Origin of the sequence: Bacteroides sp. AR20 (genome assembly GCF_964250605.1) — a bacterium.
GTDB lineage: Bacteria > Bacteroidota > Bacteroidia > Bacteroidales > Bacteroidaceae > Bacteroides > Bacteroides uniformis.
The window spans coordinates 77,752-93,017 of record NZ_CAXUGK010000011.1 but is presented as its reverse complement, the minus strand read 5'-3'; the positions used below and the strand labels follow the sequence as shown (position 1 = coordinate 93,017).

7 protein-coding genes are annotated in these 15,266 nt (G+C 50.5%); all 7 read left to right on the top strand.

All coding sequences use genetic code 11. The features are described 5' to 3' along the window. Positions 1-10: 10 nt before the first annotated feature. Positions 11-1,138: a glycoside hydrolase family 88 protein gene (locus tag ACESTD_RS07940; RefSeq protein ID WP_117958852.1), complete on the top strand. Its 1,128-nt coding sequence runs from the start codon at positions 11-13 to the stop codon at positions 1,136-1,138. Between the two features lie 110 nt (positions 1,139-1,248). Continuing rightward, entirely contained in the window at positions 1,249-3,189 is a 1,941-nt protein-coding gene (locus tag ACESTD_RS07935; RefSeq protein WP_039160464.1) for a family 43 glycosylhydrolase, read from the top strand. Positions 3,190-3,219: 30 nt separating this feature from the next. Continuing rightward, complete coding sequence (locus ACESTD_RS07930; protein ID WP_373158736.1) at positions 3,220-5,166, top strand: glycoside hydrolase family 97 protein; 1,947 nt, start codon at positions 3,220-3,222, stop codon at positions 5,164-5,166. Between the two features lie 225 nt (positions 5,167-5,391). Beyond that, on the top strand, positions 5,392-7,935 hold the full coding sequence (locus ACESTD_RS07925; RefSeq protein WP_195291926.1) for an alpha-L-arabinofuranosidase C-terminal domain-containing protein: 2,544 nt from the start codon (positions 5,392-5,394) through the stop codon (positions 7,933-7,935). A gap of 49 nt (positions 7,936-7,984) precedes the next feature. Beyond that, on the top strand, positions 7,985-9,976 hold the full coding sequence (locus ACESTD_RS07920) for a glycoside hydrolase family 127 protein (protein ID WP_373158737.1): 1,992 nt from the start codon (positions 7,985-7,987) through the stop codon (positions 9,974-9,976). Positions 9,977-10,030: 54 nt separating this feature from the next. Next, a complete protein-coding gene (locus tag ACESTD_RS07915; RefSeq protein ID WP_373158738.1) occupies positions 10,031-11,980 on the top strand; it encodes an alpha-L-arabinofuranosidase C-terminal domain-containing protein in 1,950 nt (649 codons plus the stop codon). A 178-nt stretch (positions 11,981-12,158) separates the two neighbouring features. Beyond that, positions 12,159-15,254 (top strand): glycoside hydrolase family 2 TIM barrel-domain containing protein, encoded by a 3,096-nt coding sequence (locus tag ACESTD_RS07910; RefSeq protein WP_151852477.1) that lies wholly within the window; start codon positions 12,159-12,161, stop codon positions 15,252-15,254. Positions 15,255-15,266 lie beyond the last annotated feature (12 nt).

Here is a 15,266-nt window from a genome sequence, read left to right as displayed (position 1 = left end):
GTATTAGTATATGAAAACGACATGCTTATTTTTATTGGGTTTGGCTTTTTGCTGGGGACTGTTCTCATGCACCGCTCAGCAGCCGAAACCGGAAGAAGTGATTGAGATTATCAATCGGGTGAACAACTATTGGCAGGAGACCCATCCGCAACATGGGCGCTCTTTCTGGGACAATGCCGCCTATCATACGGGAAACATGGAGGTGTTCTTCCTGACCGGTAATCCGGAATGCTATGCCTATTCCGAGGCGTGGGCAGAACATAATGAATGGAAAGGCGCGAAGAGTGACAACAAGGAAGAGTGGAAGTACAGCTATGGGGAGAGTGATGATTATGTGCTTTTCGGTGATTATCAGATTTGTTTCCAGACTTATGCGGATTTGTATACCGTGAAGCCGGATTCCGGGAAGATAGCCCGTGCGCGCGAAGTGATGGAATACCAGATGAGTACGGACAAGAACGATTATTGGTGGTGGGCAGACGGACTTTACATGGTAATGCCCGTTATGACAAAGATGTACAAGCTGACCGGCAATCCGTTATATCTGGAGAAACTGCATGAATACTGGACCTATGCCAACAGCATCATGTACGATGCGGAGGAAGGCCTATACTATCGCGACGGCAAATATATTTATCCAAAACACAAAAGTGTGAATGGTAAGAAAGACTTCTGGGCGCGTGGCGACGGTTGGGTGCTGGCTGCCTTGGCAAAGGTACTGAAAGACCTGCCCGAAACAGACCAATACCGCCAAGAGTACATAGACCGCTTCCAGACGATGGCCAAATCCGTGGCTGCCTGCCAGCAGCCGGAAGGCTACTGGACACGCAGTATGCTCGACCCTGAGCATGCTCCCGGTCCTGAAACCAGCGGTACGGCTTTCTTTACCTATGGTCTATTATGGGGGATGAACAACGGCTTGCTGGACAAGGCTGCTTATCAACCCGTAGTGATGAAGGCGTGGAATTATCTGACTACTGTAGCCTTGCAGCCCGATGGCCGCATAGGGTATGTACAGCCGATTGGCGAGAAAGCCATTCCCGGACAAGTGGTTGATGCCAACTCTACTGCTAACTTTGGGGTAGGGGCATTTCTGCTGGCAGCTTGTGAGATGGTGCGTTTTTTGAATGCCGACTGATTGGAGAGATTAAATAAGTGTATATGTTACACAACATATACACTTTCTTTGTATTATAATGTATATAGTGTTAATTTTACACCCGTTAAAAGGTTTAATATAAAAAGATTATGATTGTACGGATGAAAAACACTTTCCGGATGCTTTTGGCGGCAATGTTATTGTCGTTGTTTGCACTTCCGGGATATTCCTGGCAAAAATCCTTTCCCGAAAAAGATTATGTAGCTTATTTGTTCACTTATTTCACTGGGAATAGTGGCGATGAAGAAGCTGTGCGCTATGCTGTAAGCATGGACGGTTATACCTACTGGGCATTGAATGATAATGAACCGGTAATCGACTCGAAAGTCATCAGCTCCACCGGGGGAGTCCGCGACCCGCATATCCTTCGTTGCGAGGATGGCAAGACTTTCTATATGGTAGTGACAGATATGGTTTCAGCCAATGGATGGAGTTCCAACCGTGCCATGGTTTTGCTGAAATCTACCGACTTGGTCAACTGGTCTCACTCCGTTATCAATATACAGAAGCGCTATTCAGGTCAGGAGGATTTGAAGCGTGTATGGGCTCCGCAGACTATCTACGACCCGGAGGTGGGAAAGTACATGGTGTATTGGTCTATGCTGCATGGCGATGGAGCCGATGTCATATATTATGCTTATGCCAATGCGGAGTTTACGGATTTGGAGGGAGAGCCCAAGCCATTGTTTCTGCCGGAGAACGGGAAATCGTGCATCGATGGAGACATTGTCTATAAGGATGGTGTTTTCCACCTTTTCTATAAGACGGAAGGGCATGGAAACGGCATAAAGGTGGCCACCACCCGTTCCTTGACCTCCGGGGCATGGACGGAAGAACCCGATTACAAGCAACAGACTAAGGAAGCCGTAGAGGGTGCGGGCACTTTCAAACTGATAGGGCAGGATAAGTATATCCTGATGTACGACGTCTATATGAAAGGAAGCTATCAGTTTACGGAAACCACTGACTTGAAGAATTTTAAGGTGATAGACAGCGAGGTGAAGATGAACTTCCATCCCCGTCATGGGACCATTATCCCCATTACCCGGCATGAGCTGTTGCGCATTACCGATGAATGGGGCAAGCCGACAGAACTGGGCGCATTGCCCAACAATCCCGTATTGCCGGGTTTCCATGCCGACCCGGAAATCCTTTATTCCCATCAGACCCAAAAGTATTACATCTATTCTACTACGGACGGACAGCCGGGTTGGGGAGGCTGGTATTTCACCGTATTCTCCTCCACGGATTTGAAGACCTGGCAGGATGAAGGCGTCATGCTGGACTTGAAGTCGGAGCAAGTGCCCTGGGCAGATGGCAATGCTTGGGCGCCTTGCATTGAAGAGAAAAAAGTGGACGGTAAGTATAAATACTTCTTCTATTACAGTGGAAACCCCAAGAATGGCGGCGGCAAGCAGATTGGAGTGGCTACGAGCGATTCTCCGGCCGGCCCTTTCACCGATTTGGGACGCCCTGTCGTTACTGCTTCACCCGTCGGTGGCGGGCAACAGATTGATGTGGATGTGTTTACAGACCCTGTTTCGGGCAAATCCTATCTTTACTGGGGCAACGGCTACATGGCAGGTGCCGAGCTGAACGACGATATGGTGTCCATCAAGGAAAATACCGTTACGGTGATGACACCGGCGGGAGGCACCTTGCAGGACTATGCTTTCCGCGAAGCAGCCTATGTCTTTTATCGCAACGGGCTCTACTATTTCATGTGGTCGGTAGACGATACCGGTTCGCCCAATTACCATGTGGCATACGGTACATCCAAGTCGCCGCTCGGTCCTATCGAAGTTGCCAAGCAACCCGTTGTGCTGATTCAGAATCCGGAAAAGGAAATTTACGGTCCGGCACACAACGCTGTATTGCAGATTCCCGGTACAGATGAGTGGAGAATCGTTTACCACCGTATTAATAAATGGTACTTGAAAGATGGCCCCGGCGTTCATCGTGAAGTCTGCATAGACCGGATGGAGTTCAATGAAGACGGAACCATCAGGCCGGTGGTGCCTACCTTTTGATTTAATGATATAACATAATAATTTAATACCATGAAGAATAGATTGAAATTACTGGTTTGGTTGTTTGCCCTCTCAGGTCCGCTGGCAGCACAGAGTGTATCTGTCAATGGTCCGGATGGAAAATTGCAGCTTACGGTATCCTGCCCGTCAGCCAACGGCGAAGTGTCTTACGCCGTCACCTACAATGGAAAGCAAATGCTGGAATCTTCTCCCTTGGGGATGGAGACAAATGTGGGTGATTTCTATAGAGGATTGCAGTTGAAGGAACATAAAGTCACAGCTCTTGATACGGTTTATGAACAATCCCGAATCAAAGCTTCGCACATCCATTACCGGGCAAACGAATTGCTTTGTTCATTCGTCAACGGTGAGGGGAAGAATGTGCAGATAACTTTCCGCGTCAGCAACAATGACGTGGCTTTCCGTTACACCTTGCCGAGGGAGCAGGGAAAAGGAAGCGTCACGGTGAACAGCGAACGGACCGGCTTCCGCTTCCCGTCGCAGACCACCACTTTCCTTTGTCCGCAGAGCGACGCCATGATAGGGTGGAAGCGTACCAAACCCAGTTACGAAGAAGAATATAAGGCAGATGCCCCGATGAACGAACGTTCGGGTTATGGACATGGATATACATTTCCCTGCTTGTTCAAGGTGGGGGATGACGGCTGGGTACTGCTCAGTGAAACCGGAGTGGACAGCCGTTATTGTGGCTCGCGTTTGAGTGATTGGGATAACGGCGTGTATCGCATTGCTTTCCCCATGCCGGAAGAGAACAACGGCAACGGAACGGTGTCACCTGCCTTTTCCCTGCCGGGCTCCACGCCGTGGCGTACTGTGACGGTGGGCGAAACCTTGAAGCCGATTGTGGAAACCACCGTCCCCTGGGATGTAGTGGAAACACGCTATACCACCACCCATGATTACAAGCCGGGCCGTGGCACCTGGAGCTGGATTCTCTGGCAGGACGGCAGCATCAACTACGACGACCAGGTGCGCTATGTTGACTTGGCGGCCGCCATGGGATACGAATATGTATTGATTGACAACTGGTGGGACAACAACATCGGTCGCGACCGCATGGAACAGTTTGTCAAGTATGCCCGCAGCAAGGGTGTGGAGGTATTCTTGTGGTATAGCTCCAGTGGTTACTGGAACGATATAGAGCAGAGTCCCGTCAACCGGATGGATAACTCCATTGCCCGCAAGCAAGAGATGCGCTGGTTGCAAAGTCTGGATGTGAAGGGTATCAAAGTAGACTTCTTCGGCGGTGACAAGCAGGAGACCCTGCGTTTGTACGAGGAGATTCTGAGCGATGCCGACGACCACGGTCTGATGGTTATCTTCCACGGCTGTACCTTGCCTCGCGGCTGGGAACGGATGTATCCCAATTACGTAGGCAGCGAGGCGGTGCTGGCTTCCGAGAATCTGGTATTTAGCCAACATTTCTGTGATAACGAGGCCTTCAATGCCACGCTGCACCCTTTCATCCGCAATGCTGTGGGATGCATGGAGTTTGGCGGTGTGTTCCTGAACAAGTGTCTGAACCGCAGCAACGATGGTGGAACTATTCGCCGCACCACGGACATCTTTCAGCTGGCAACGGCAGTGCTGTTCCAAAATCCTATCCAGAACTTCGCCTTGGCACCTAATAACTTGACGGATGCTCCGCAAATCTGCCTCGACTTTATGAAACAAGTGCCCACTACTTGGGACGAGACCCGTTTCATTGACGGCTATCCGGGGAGATATATTGTTCTTGCCCGTCGTCATGGCAACACGTGGTACATAGCCGCTGTCAATGCAACGGCGGAACCATTGAAACTGAAGCTTGACCTTCCTGTGCTGGCAGGACAAGAGGTGTCTCTGTATAGTGATGACAAGAAGATGCAGCCTCAATTAAAGCTGCAGAGGATAAAGGCTGACGGCTCTCTGCAACTCACGGTTCAGCCGCAGGGAGGGGCGGTAATCGTGGAATAAAGAAGGTATGGAGCAATCTTTGTTTTGTAATGATATATCATAACGGATTACTCCTTTTGCAAATCTTTGATTATCAGAGGTCTATAATTGTCCTGATTCAGTCGTATACTGAATGGCATTCACTATACGACTGAACCCTATTCACTATACGACTGAATGGCATTCAGAATACGGCTGATTGTGACTATCGAACTAAATGTAAATGATTAATACCGACTTAATACCATGAATGGATTCTTGAAATTATTGTCCTTGTGTCTGTTCTTGACACTGACCGTTCCTTTGCAGGCTATAACGAATGGAGTGGCGAATGAACCCGATTCAGTCTATCTCTTTTCCTACTCCCATGCCGACGGCAGTGGCGGTCTGAAACTAGCCTGGAGTCCCAATGGCAACCGATGGTTCAGCGTGGCAGAGGGCAGCTCCTTTGTCAACTCGGACTTCGGCCCCTGGGGGCAAATGAAGCGGATGCTGAAACCGCACTTGATGCAGACCCGTGCCGACGACCGTTGGCACTGTATCTGGGAACTGACGGAAAGCGGAAACTCCCTTGCATACGTCGAGTCTCCCGACTTGCTGCAATGGAAAGCGCAGAAATACTTTGACCGTTCTCGCCTTGCCGAATACCGGCCGGCGGAGGTCTATCCTAACGTGCGGAAGGAGGTTCTGCTGAACGGTACCGTACAGCAGGGTTGGATGCAGCGTGTACCGTATGCCACGGTGCAGCGTGTCATCTCCTTTGCAGAGCATAAGAAGTACCGCCAGGCACTCCATGCCGAACGTACCGAGCAAGACCCCGTACGTTTTGCCGGACTGAAACCGGTGGAGGCGACTATCGAAGTGGAGACGGAATGTGCAAAACCCATCAGCAAGCATCTGATAGGTATTTTCTTCGAAGACATCAACTATGCTGCGGATGGAGGACTGTATGCCGAGCTGGTACAGAACCGCGACTTCGAGTATTCGTCTAAGGACGGTTCACACCAAGGTTGGGACGGCACATATGCCTGGGCGGTGAAAGAGGGGAATACTTCGGCTGCCGTTACCATTGCCGCTGCCGACCCCATTCATCCCAATAACCCTCATTATGCCGTATTGGAGGCGCGTCCCGGAGTGACATTGCAGAACGACGGTTTCGACGGCATCAGCTTGAAGAAAGGGGAGAAGTACGATTTCTCTCTCTTCGCCCGCGTGGCACCGGGCAGCAAGGGAGGCAAGGTGGTTGTTTGCCTGCTCGACCAGACGGGCCGTGAGATTGCCCGCTCTTCCGTCAATGTGTCCTCCAAAGAGTGGAAGAAACAGCAGACGGTGCTGACGGCAAACGCCGATGTGCGTGCCGCCGTGCTCTCGCTTCAGCCGCAGACGGTGGGGACACTGCATCTCGATATGATTTCCCTTTTTCCGCAAAATACATTCAAGGGCCATAAGAACGGCTTGCGTGCCGACCTGGCGCAGACGCTTGCCGACCTGCATCCACGCTTCGTCCGCTTCCCCGGCGGCTGCGTGGCTCATGGCGACGGCATCGACAATATCTATGATTGGAAAGGCTCTATCGGACCGCTCGAAGCGCGTAAGCCGTTGCGCAATCTGTGGGGGTATCATCAGACACGCGGACTGGGCTACTTCGAGTACTTCCGCTTCTGCGAAGATATAGGTGCCGAACCTCTGCCGGTATTGGCAGCGGGCGTGCCGTGCCAGAATTCGGGCACACACTCGCACTATGCCGACAACTGTCCGCAGGGGGCCAACAAGGAACTGATGCGCTACGGCCAGCAGGGTGGCATCCCGATGGAAGAGATGCCTGCCTATATCCAGGATGTGCTCGACCTGATAGAGTATGCCAACGGCGATGCACGCCGCACCGTGTGGGGCAGGAAGCGTGCTGAGGCAGGCCATCCCAAGCCTTTCAATCTGAAGTATATCGGCATCGGCAACGAGGATATGATTACCGAAGTGTTTGAGGAGCGCTTTGCCATGATATACAAGGCTGTCAGGGAGAAGCATCCCGAAATTACGGTTGTCGGCACTGTAGGTCCTTTCTACGAAGGCACGGACTATGCGGAGGGCTGGCGCCTTGCCACGGAACTGGGCGTGCCCATGGTGGACGAACACTATTACGTGGATCCGGGCTGGATGATTCACAACCAGGACTACTACGACCGTTATGACCGTACCAAGTCCAAGGTCTATCTGGGCGAATATGCCGCCCACCTGCCCGGACGTCCCAACAACATAGAGACAGCGTTGGCAGAAGCCCTCTATCTGACTTCTGTGGAACGTAATGCCGATGTGGTGGAAATGACCTCATACGCTCCGTTGCTGGCAAAGGAAGGGCATACGCAGTGGAATCCCGACTTGATTTATTTCAATAACACGGAGGTGAAGCCTACCGTGGGCTACTACACACAGCAGATGTACGGACAGAATGCGGGTACGCAGTACATCACCTCGCACGTCACACTGAGTAATGGGCAAGAGGCTGTCCGCAAGCGCGTCGGCGTTTCGGTGGTAAAGGATGAGGCTACGGGTGACCATATCGTAAAGCTGGTGAACCTGCTTCCGGTGGAGGTTTCCTCTACAGTGAAGCTGAAGGGCATCGACTTGCAGAATCCCTCGGCAGTGAAGACGCTCCTGACGGGTGACCCGAAAGACAAGCAGGCACGTTCCGTGACTTCCACCTTCGTCGACATCGGCGGTACGGAGTTTCCTTATACCTTGCCTGCCTATTCGTTTACGGTGATACGTATCCATGAGAATAAGGGGAAATAAGGATAAATCCGTGTAATTCCGTGCGTGGGAACTTAAAAACTTAAAAGATATGAAACGATTATTGACTTTGGCACTTGTTGCAGCCATGACCGGCAGTGTGTCGGCACAAAAGCAACAGACTTTGCATTCCGGTTATCCCATCGACCCGGTTCCTTTCACTTCAGTGAAGGTGACGGACAGTTTCTGGGGACAACGCTTGAAGGCAAGCCGCGAGGTAACCATCCCGTTGGCTTTCAGTAAGTGTGAGGAAACGGGACGTTATGAAAACTTTGTGAAAGCTACTCATCCCAGTGATGAGTATAAGGTGGGAGGCTTCTCCTTTGACGATACGGATGTCTATAAGACGATTGAAGGTGCAAGTTACTCCTTGCAGACTTACCCGGACAAGAAACTGGAAGAATATATCGACAGCGTATTGGTCATAGTGGCCGCCGCCCAAGAACCGGACGGGTATCTTTACACCGCACGTACCATGAACCCCAAGCATCCGCACGATTGGTCGGGGCCGGAACGCTGGTCGGAGGTGGAGAATTTGAGCCACGAGTTCTATAATCTGGGTCACATGGTGGAAGGGGCTGTGGCTTATTATCAAGCTACAGGCAAGCGGAACTTCCTGGATATAGCTATCCGTTATGCCGACTGCGTATGCAAGAATATCGGTGAAGGCCCCGGACAGAAGCGTGTGATTCCCGGACATCAGATTGCCGAAATGGCATTGGTACGCCTCTATACCGTGACAGGAGATAAGAAATATCTCGACCAGGCCAAGTTCTTCCTCGACGCGCGCGGCACTACGGCACGCAAGGACATCTATTTGCAGTCGCACAAGCCTGTACTGGAGCAGGAAGAGGCAGTGGGACATGCCGTACGTGCCGGTTACATGTATTCCGGTATGGCTGATGTGGCTGCCATTACGGGTGACAGCTCCTACATCAAGGCTATCGACAAGATATGGGAGAATATCGTCGGCAAGAAGATATATATTACCGGCGGTATCGGTGCGCGTCACACGGGCGAAGCTTTCGGTGATAACTATGAATTGCCGAATCTGACTGCCTACAATGAGACCTGTGCCGCCATCGGCAATGTTTACATGAATTACCGCCTCTTTCTGCTGCATGGCGATTCCAAGTATTTCGACGTGCTGGAACGTACGCTTTACAACGGATTAATCTCCGGCGTTTCATTGGACGGAGGCAAGTTCTTCTATCCCAATCCGTTGTCTTGCGATGGTAAGTATCACTTTAATGCCGACCATACGATTACACGCCAGCCGTGGTTTGGTTGTGCCTGCTGTCCTAGCAACATCAGCCGGTTCATTCCTTCTTTGCCGGGATATGTGTATGCCGTGAAAGACAATCAGGTGTACGTCAACCTTTTCTTGTCCAACCGTGCCGAGCTGAAGTTGAATGAAAAGAAAGTGGTGCTGGAGCAGGAAACCGGATACCCCTGGAACGGAGATATTCGTGTGAAGGTGGCTCAGGGCAACCTGCCGTTTACGATGAATATCCGTATTCCGGGTTGGGTGCGCGGCAGTGTACTTCCGAGTGACCTTTATTCGTATGCCGACGACCTGAAGTTGGGCTATCGTGTATTGGTGAATGGCGAGGAGGTGACCGGTGAACTTCGTAAAGGCTATCTCCGGATAGACCGGAAGTGGAAGAAAGGGGATGTGGTAGAGGTGCATTTCGACATGCACCCCCGTGTGGTGAAAGCCAATGAAAAAGTGGTTGCCGACCGTGGACGGGTGGCCGTTGAGCGTGGTCCTATCGTTTATTGTGCCGAGTGGGCCGATAATGATTTTAATATACAGAATATCATCCTGAACCGTCATCCGAAATTCCAGGTGACGGAGAAGCCCGAACTGCTGTATGGCATCAACGAAATTACCACAGAAGTGCAGGCTCTTGGTTTTGATGCTGCCGGAAAGTTGGCAACCAGAGATGTGACGCTGACCCTGATACCTTATTATGCATGGGCACACCGGGGTGAGGGCAAGATGGATGTATGGTTGCCGGTAAATAGGATTGATGTAGAATAGCTAAGTATGTCGTCATAATTTAGCTTATGCTATCGTTATAAACAGATTAAAACCATGAAAAGACTTTTATTTCTATTGACATTGTTCGTTGTTCTTGGCATGCAGGCGCAACAGCATGTGATGACTGTTGATGTATCAAAACCGACGGCTCGGATAAATCCTGCCATGTATGGAATCTTCTTCGAAGACATTAATTTCGGTGCGGACGGTGGTTTGTATGCCGAACTGGTAAAGAACCGCTCTTTTGAGTTCCCGCAGCCGCTGGTGGGGTGGATACCTTTCGGCGAGGTGACGGTACAGGACGAGCGGCCCTGCTTCGACCGCAATCCGCATTATGTGCGCATTACCAATGACGGCTGTCTTTTGCGTGCCGGACTGGATAATGAAGGTTATCGTGGCATCGGCCTGAAAAAAGGAGAAGATTACCGTTTCTCCGCCTATGTCCGTACGCCGGATACCAAACCAATGAAGCTTTCCGTCGAACTGGTGAATTCCAACGGAGAGAATCTCCTGAAGAAGGAACTGGAAGTGAAAGGCAGTGAATGGCAGAAGCTGACGGCTGTGCTGAAAGCTCCTTTTACCGATGTTCGCTCGCGTCTGCGTGTTGTGTTGCAGACGGAGGGTACGGTAGATATGGACCACATCTCTCTCTTCCCGGTGAACACTTGGAAGAAGCGTGAGAATGGATTGCGTGCCGACTTGGTACAAGCCCTCTATGACCTCAATCCCGGAGTATTCCGTTTTCCCGGCGGTTGTATCATCGAAGGCAACAGCCTTGCCACCCGTTATCAATGGAAGAATTCCGTGGGTCCGGTAGAGAACCGTCCTTTGAAAGAAAATCGCTGGAACTATACATTCAAGCATAAAGCTTTCCCGGATTATTTCCAGAGTTACGGACTTGGCTTTTACGAATATTTCCTGCTGAGTGAAGACCTCGGTGCAGAGCCTCTGCCGGTACTGAGCTGCGGGCTGTCCTGCCAATACGAAAGCAACGAAGTGGTTCCCCTTGGAGAACTCGGCCCGTACGTGCAGGATGCCCTCGACCTCATCGAGTTTGCCAACGGTGCTGCAACCTCCAAGTGGGGAAAGGTGCGTGCCGATATGGGACATCCCGAACCGTTCGGTCTGAAAATGATTGCCATCGGCAATGAACAGTGGGGGGAAGTCTATCCCGAGCGTCTGGAAGTGTTCACGAAAGCCATCCGTGCGGAATATCCCGATATGCAGATTGTAGGTTCTTCCGGTCCGAGTGCAGATGGGGACAAGTTCGATTACCTCTGGCCCGAAATGAAACGCATCGGGGTGGATTTGGTGGACGAGCATTATTATATGGCTCCCGACTGGTTCTTTGCCAATGCTGCCCGCTATGATGACTATGACCGTAAAGGACCGAAAGTCTTTGCCGGTGAATATGCATCGCATGACCACCCCACCGGGAAAGCCAATAATTTCTTGGCGGCACTGTCCGAAGCAGCTTTTATGACGGGACTGGAACGTAATGCCGATGTGGTGCGCCTGGCTACCTATGCTCCGTTGTTTGCCCATGTGGATGCCTGGCAGTGGAATCCCGATTTGATTTGGTTCGACAATCTCCGTATGATGCGGACTCCCAACTATTACGTACAGCAGATGTACGGTATGAATGCCGGAACAGATGTGCTGAACCTGCAAATGGACGGAAAACCCGTGACGGGGCAGGACAGCCTTTATGCATCGGCAGTGCTGGATGCTCCTACGGGAGAAGTAATTCTGAAGCTTGTCAATGCGGGCAGCAGATCGGAGAAGGTACAGATAGAGTTCAGCGGATTGAAGAAGCGGCAGCTTGTCTCGGGTTCCTGCACCTATTTGCAAAGTGATGACTGGAAAGCCAAGAATACACTGGAGCAGGAGGCTATTGTTCCACGTATTCGTCCGGTGGAGGTGGCTTCCCGTTCTCTGAGCCTGGAGCTTCAGCCTCGTTCGTTCGGAGTCTATCGTTTGCGGATAAGTACTCAATCAAAATAAATTCCCATTTAGTCACCTAATTTAATTATGTGAACTAGTTATGAACACTTATTTAAAGAATTAAATTCAGCCTTTTTTGAACGATTATTCTTCCTTTTAATTATAGGATAGGCGTATCTTTGTGACGGCATACCGGTTCTGCTTGTATGCCGTTGCTAATTTTTATAAACTATTTACCATGAAGAAACATTTCATTACCGGACTGCTTGCGACTTTTGCCATTGCCGCAAGCGCACAGTCCTTCACTGAATGGCAAAACCCTGAAGTGAATGCCGTGAACCGTGCTCCGATGCACACCAACTATTTTGCCTATGAGTCGGCAGATGCTGCGGCTCGTGGAGCAAAAGAACATTCTTCCAATTACATGACTCTGAACGGTATCTGGAAATTCTTCTGGGTGAAGAATGCCGATGCCCGTCCCACGGATTTCTGGAAAGTGGGGTTCAACGACAAGGGATGGAGCGATATGGCCGTTCCCGGTATGTGGGAACTGAACGGTTTCGGCGACCCTATCTACGTGAATACCGGATATGCCTGGCGCAATCAGTTCAAGAACAATCCACCGCAGGTGCCAACGGAGAATAACAATGTAGGTTCCTACCGTCGTGAGATTGTAATACCTGCCGACTGGAAGAGTAAGGACATCATTGCTCATTTCGGTTCCGTGACTTCCAATATGTATTTGTGGGTAAACGGCAAGTACGTAGGTTATAGTGAGGACAGCAAACTGGAGGCTGAATTCAACCTGACACCCTACTTGAAGCCGGGACAAAAGAATCTGATAGCCTTTCAGGTATTCCGCTGGTGTGACGGGACGTATCTGGAAGACCAGGACTTCTTCCGTTATAGCGGTGTAGGGCGCGATTGCTACTTGTATGCCCGTGACAAGAAGCGCATTCAGGACATCCGTGTCACTCCCGATTTGGATACTGCTTATAAGAACGGTTCCCTGAAAGTACAGCTTGATGTGAAGGGTGGCGGCAATGTCAGTCTTGAACTGCTGGACGCTGCCGGAAAACAGGTGGCTACAGCTGTCGCCAAAGGTAACGCTACTGCCTTGATAAATGTGGAGAATCCTCATAAGTGGACGGCGGAAACGCCCTACTTGTATACCCTACGTGCCACTTTGCAAGGCAGCAGTGAGGTGATTCCCGTAAAGGTGGGCTTCCGAAAGATAGAGCTGAAAGGAAGTCAGATACTTGTCAACGGCCAGCCCGTTCTCTTCAAGGGAGCCAACCGCCACGAGATGGATCCGGACGGTGGTTACGTCATTTCTCGCGAACGCATGATTCAGGATATTCAGGTGATGAAGCAGTTCAACCTGAATGCCGTGCGCACCTGCCACTATCCCGACAATAATCTCTGGTACGACCTCTGCGACCAATATGGTATTTACGTAGTGGCCGAAGCCAATATCGAATCCCACGGAATGGGTTATGGGGAAGAGACACTTGCCAAACGTGAGGACTATAGGAAAGCACATATGGAGCGTAACCAGCGCAATGTGCAGCGTAGCTTCAATCATCCCAGCATCATTTTCTGGTCTTTGGGCAACGAAGCCGGCTATGGCGCTAATTTCGAAGCTGCCTACGATTGGATAAAGGCTGAAGACCCGAGCCGTGCCGTACAATATGAACAAGCCGGTAAAACAGGCAAGACAGACATCTATTGCCCGATGTATTATGGCTATGACGGATGTAAGAAATACAGTGAGGATGATTCTATGACAAAGCCCCTGATTCAGTGCGAATATGCTCATGCGATGGGAAACTCGCAAGGAGGTTTTAAAGAATATTGGGATTTGGTGCGTAAATATTCCAAATTCCAAGGTGGCTTTATTTGGGATTTTGTTGATCAGTCTGTACGTTGGACAGGAAAAAACGGTAAGATGATTTATGCCTACGGCGGTGACTTTAACCGTTTTGATGCCAGCGACGGTAACTTCTGCGATAACGGTCTTATCAGCCCCGACCGTGTGCCCAATCCCCACATGTATGAGGTAGGCCGTATCTATCAGGACATCTGGACTACTCCGGCCGACTTGAAGAACGGCGAAATCAATGTGTTCAATGAATACTTCTTCCGTGATCTTTCTGCCTATTATATGGAGTGGGAGGTACTGAAAGGCGGTAAGGTGATACGGACCGGTCGTGTGGATAATCTGAATGTAGCTCCCCAACAGACAGCCAAAATCAAGTTGGACTTGGGCAAGACTTGCCAATGCACCGAGTGGTTGCTGAATGTTTCCTATAAGCTGAAGAACCGTGAAGGATTGCTTTCCGCCGGACATGTAGTGGCAAAAGACCAGTTGACGCTCAATCCTTACCAAGCTCCTTCCATGGAATTGAAGAACTGCGAACAGAGCAATATCGAGATGACGGCTCCCCAAGTACAGGATAACGATTGGAACTACCTCATCGTCTCCGGTGATGCTTTCCGTGTAGAAATCAACAAGCACAACGGTTATCTGACTAAGTACGAAGTGAATGGCCGGGATATGATTAAAGACGGCGAGGCTTTAAAACCAAACTTCTGGCGTGCGCCTGTTGACAACGACTACGGTGCCAATCTGCAACGCAAATATATCGCTTGGAAGAATCCGGAAATCAAACTGACCTCTTTCAAACAGCGCACGGAGAACAATCAGGTGATTGTAGAATCTGCTTACGACATGCCGGGTGTTTCAGCTAAGCTGAACCTTGTTTATGTCATCAACAATGCCGGTGCCGTCAAGGTGACCCAGAAGCTGACTGCCGACAAGAATGCCAAAGTATCGAACATGTTCCGTTTCGGTCTGCAGATGCCTATGCCGCGCAGCTTTGAAACCGTTGAATACTATGGACGCGGTCCGGTTGAAAACTATATTGACCGTAATCATTGCGCCGACTTAGGCATTTATCGCCAAAGTGTGGCCGAGCAGTTCTATCCCTACATCCGTCCGCAGGAAAACGGAACAAAGACCGATATTCGTTGGTGGAAGATGTTGGATCAGTCTGGTAATGGCATCAAGATTGTGGCAGCCGCTCCCTTCTCCGCATCTGCCTTGCACTATACCATCGAGTCTTTAGATGAAGGCTGGAGCAAAGAGCAAGGACACTCGCAAGAGGTGGATGAAGCTGATTTGACTAATCTCTGTATCGACAAGGTGCAAGCCGGTCTGGGTTGCGAAGACAGTTGGGGACGTATAGCCCGTCCGGAATACCTGGTGCCATACGCTGATTATGAGTTTACGTTCATCCTTTTTCCCGTATGCCATAGTATCGGAATAGAATAATATTTCTTCTCA

What these genes read in the sequence shown, in the direction of transcription:
- ACESTD_RS07940 (WP_117958852.1), top strand. Translation starts at nt 11, where the DNA reads ATGAAAACGACATGCTTATTTTTATTGGGTTTGGCTTTTTGCTGGGGA.
- ACESTD_RS07920 (WP_373158737.1), top strand. Translation starts at nt 7,985, where the DNA reads ATGAAACGATTATTGACTTTGGCACTTGTTGCAGCCATGACCGGCAGT.
- ACESTD_RS07925 (WP_195291926.1), top strand. Translation starts at nt 5,392, where the DNA reads ATGAATGGATTCTTGAAATTATTGTCCTTGTGTCTGTTCTTGACACTG.
- ACESTD_RS07915 (WP_373158738.1), top strand. Translation starts at nt 10,031, where the DNA reads ATGAAAAGACTTTTATTTCTATTGACATTGTTCGTTGTTCTTGGCATG.
- ACESTD_RS07910 (WP_151852477.1), top strand. Translation starts at nt 12,159, where the DNA reads ATGAAGAAACATTTCATTACCGGACTGCTTGCGACTTTTGCCATTGCC.
- ACESTD_RS07930 (WP_373158736.1), top strand. Translation starts at nt 3,220, where the DNA reads ATGAAGAATAGATTGAAATTACTGGTTTGGTTGTTTGCCCTCTCAGGT.
- ACESTD_RS07935 (WP_039160464.1), top strand. Translation starts at nt 1,249, where the DNA reads ATGATTGTACGGATGAAAAACACTTTCCGGATGCTTTTGGCGGCAATG.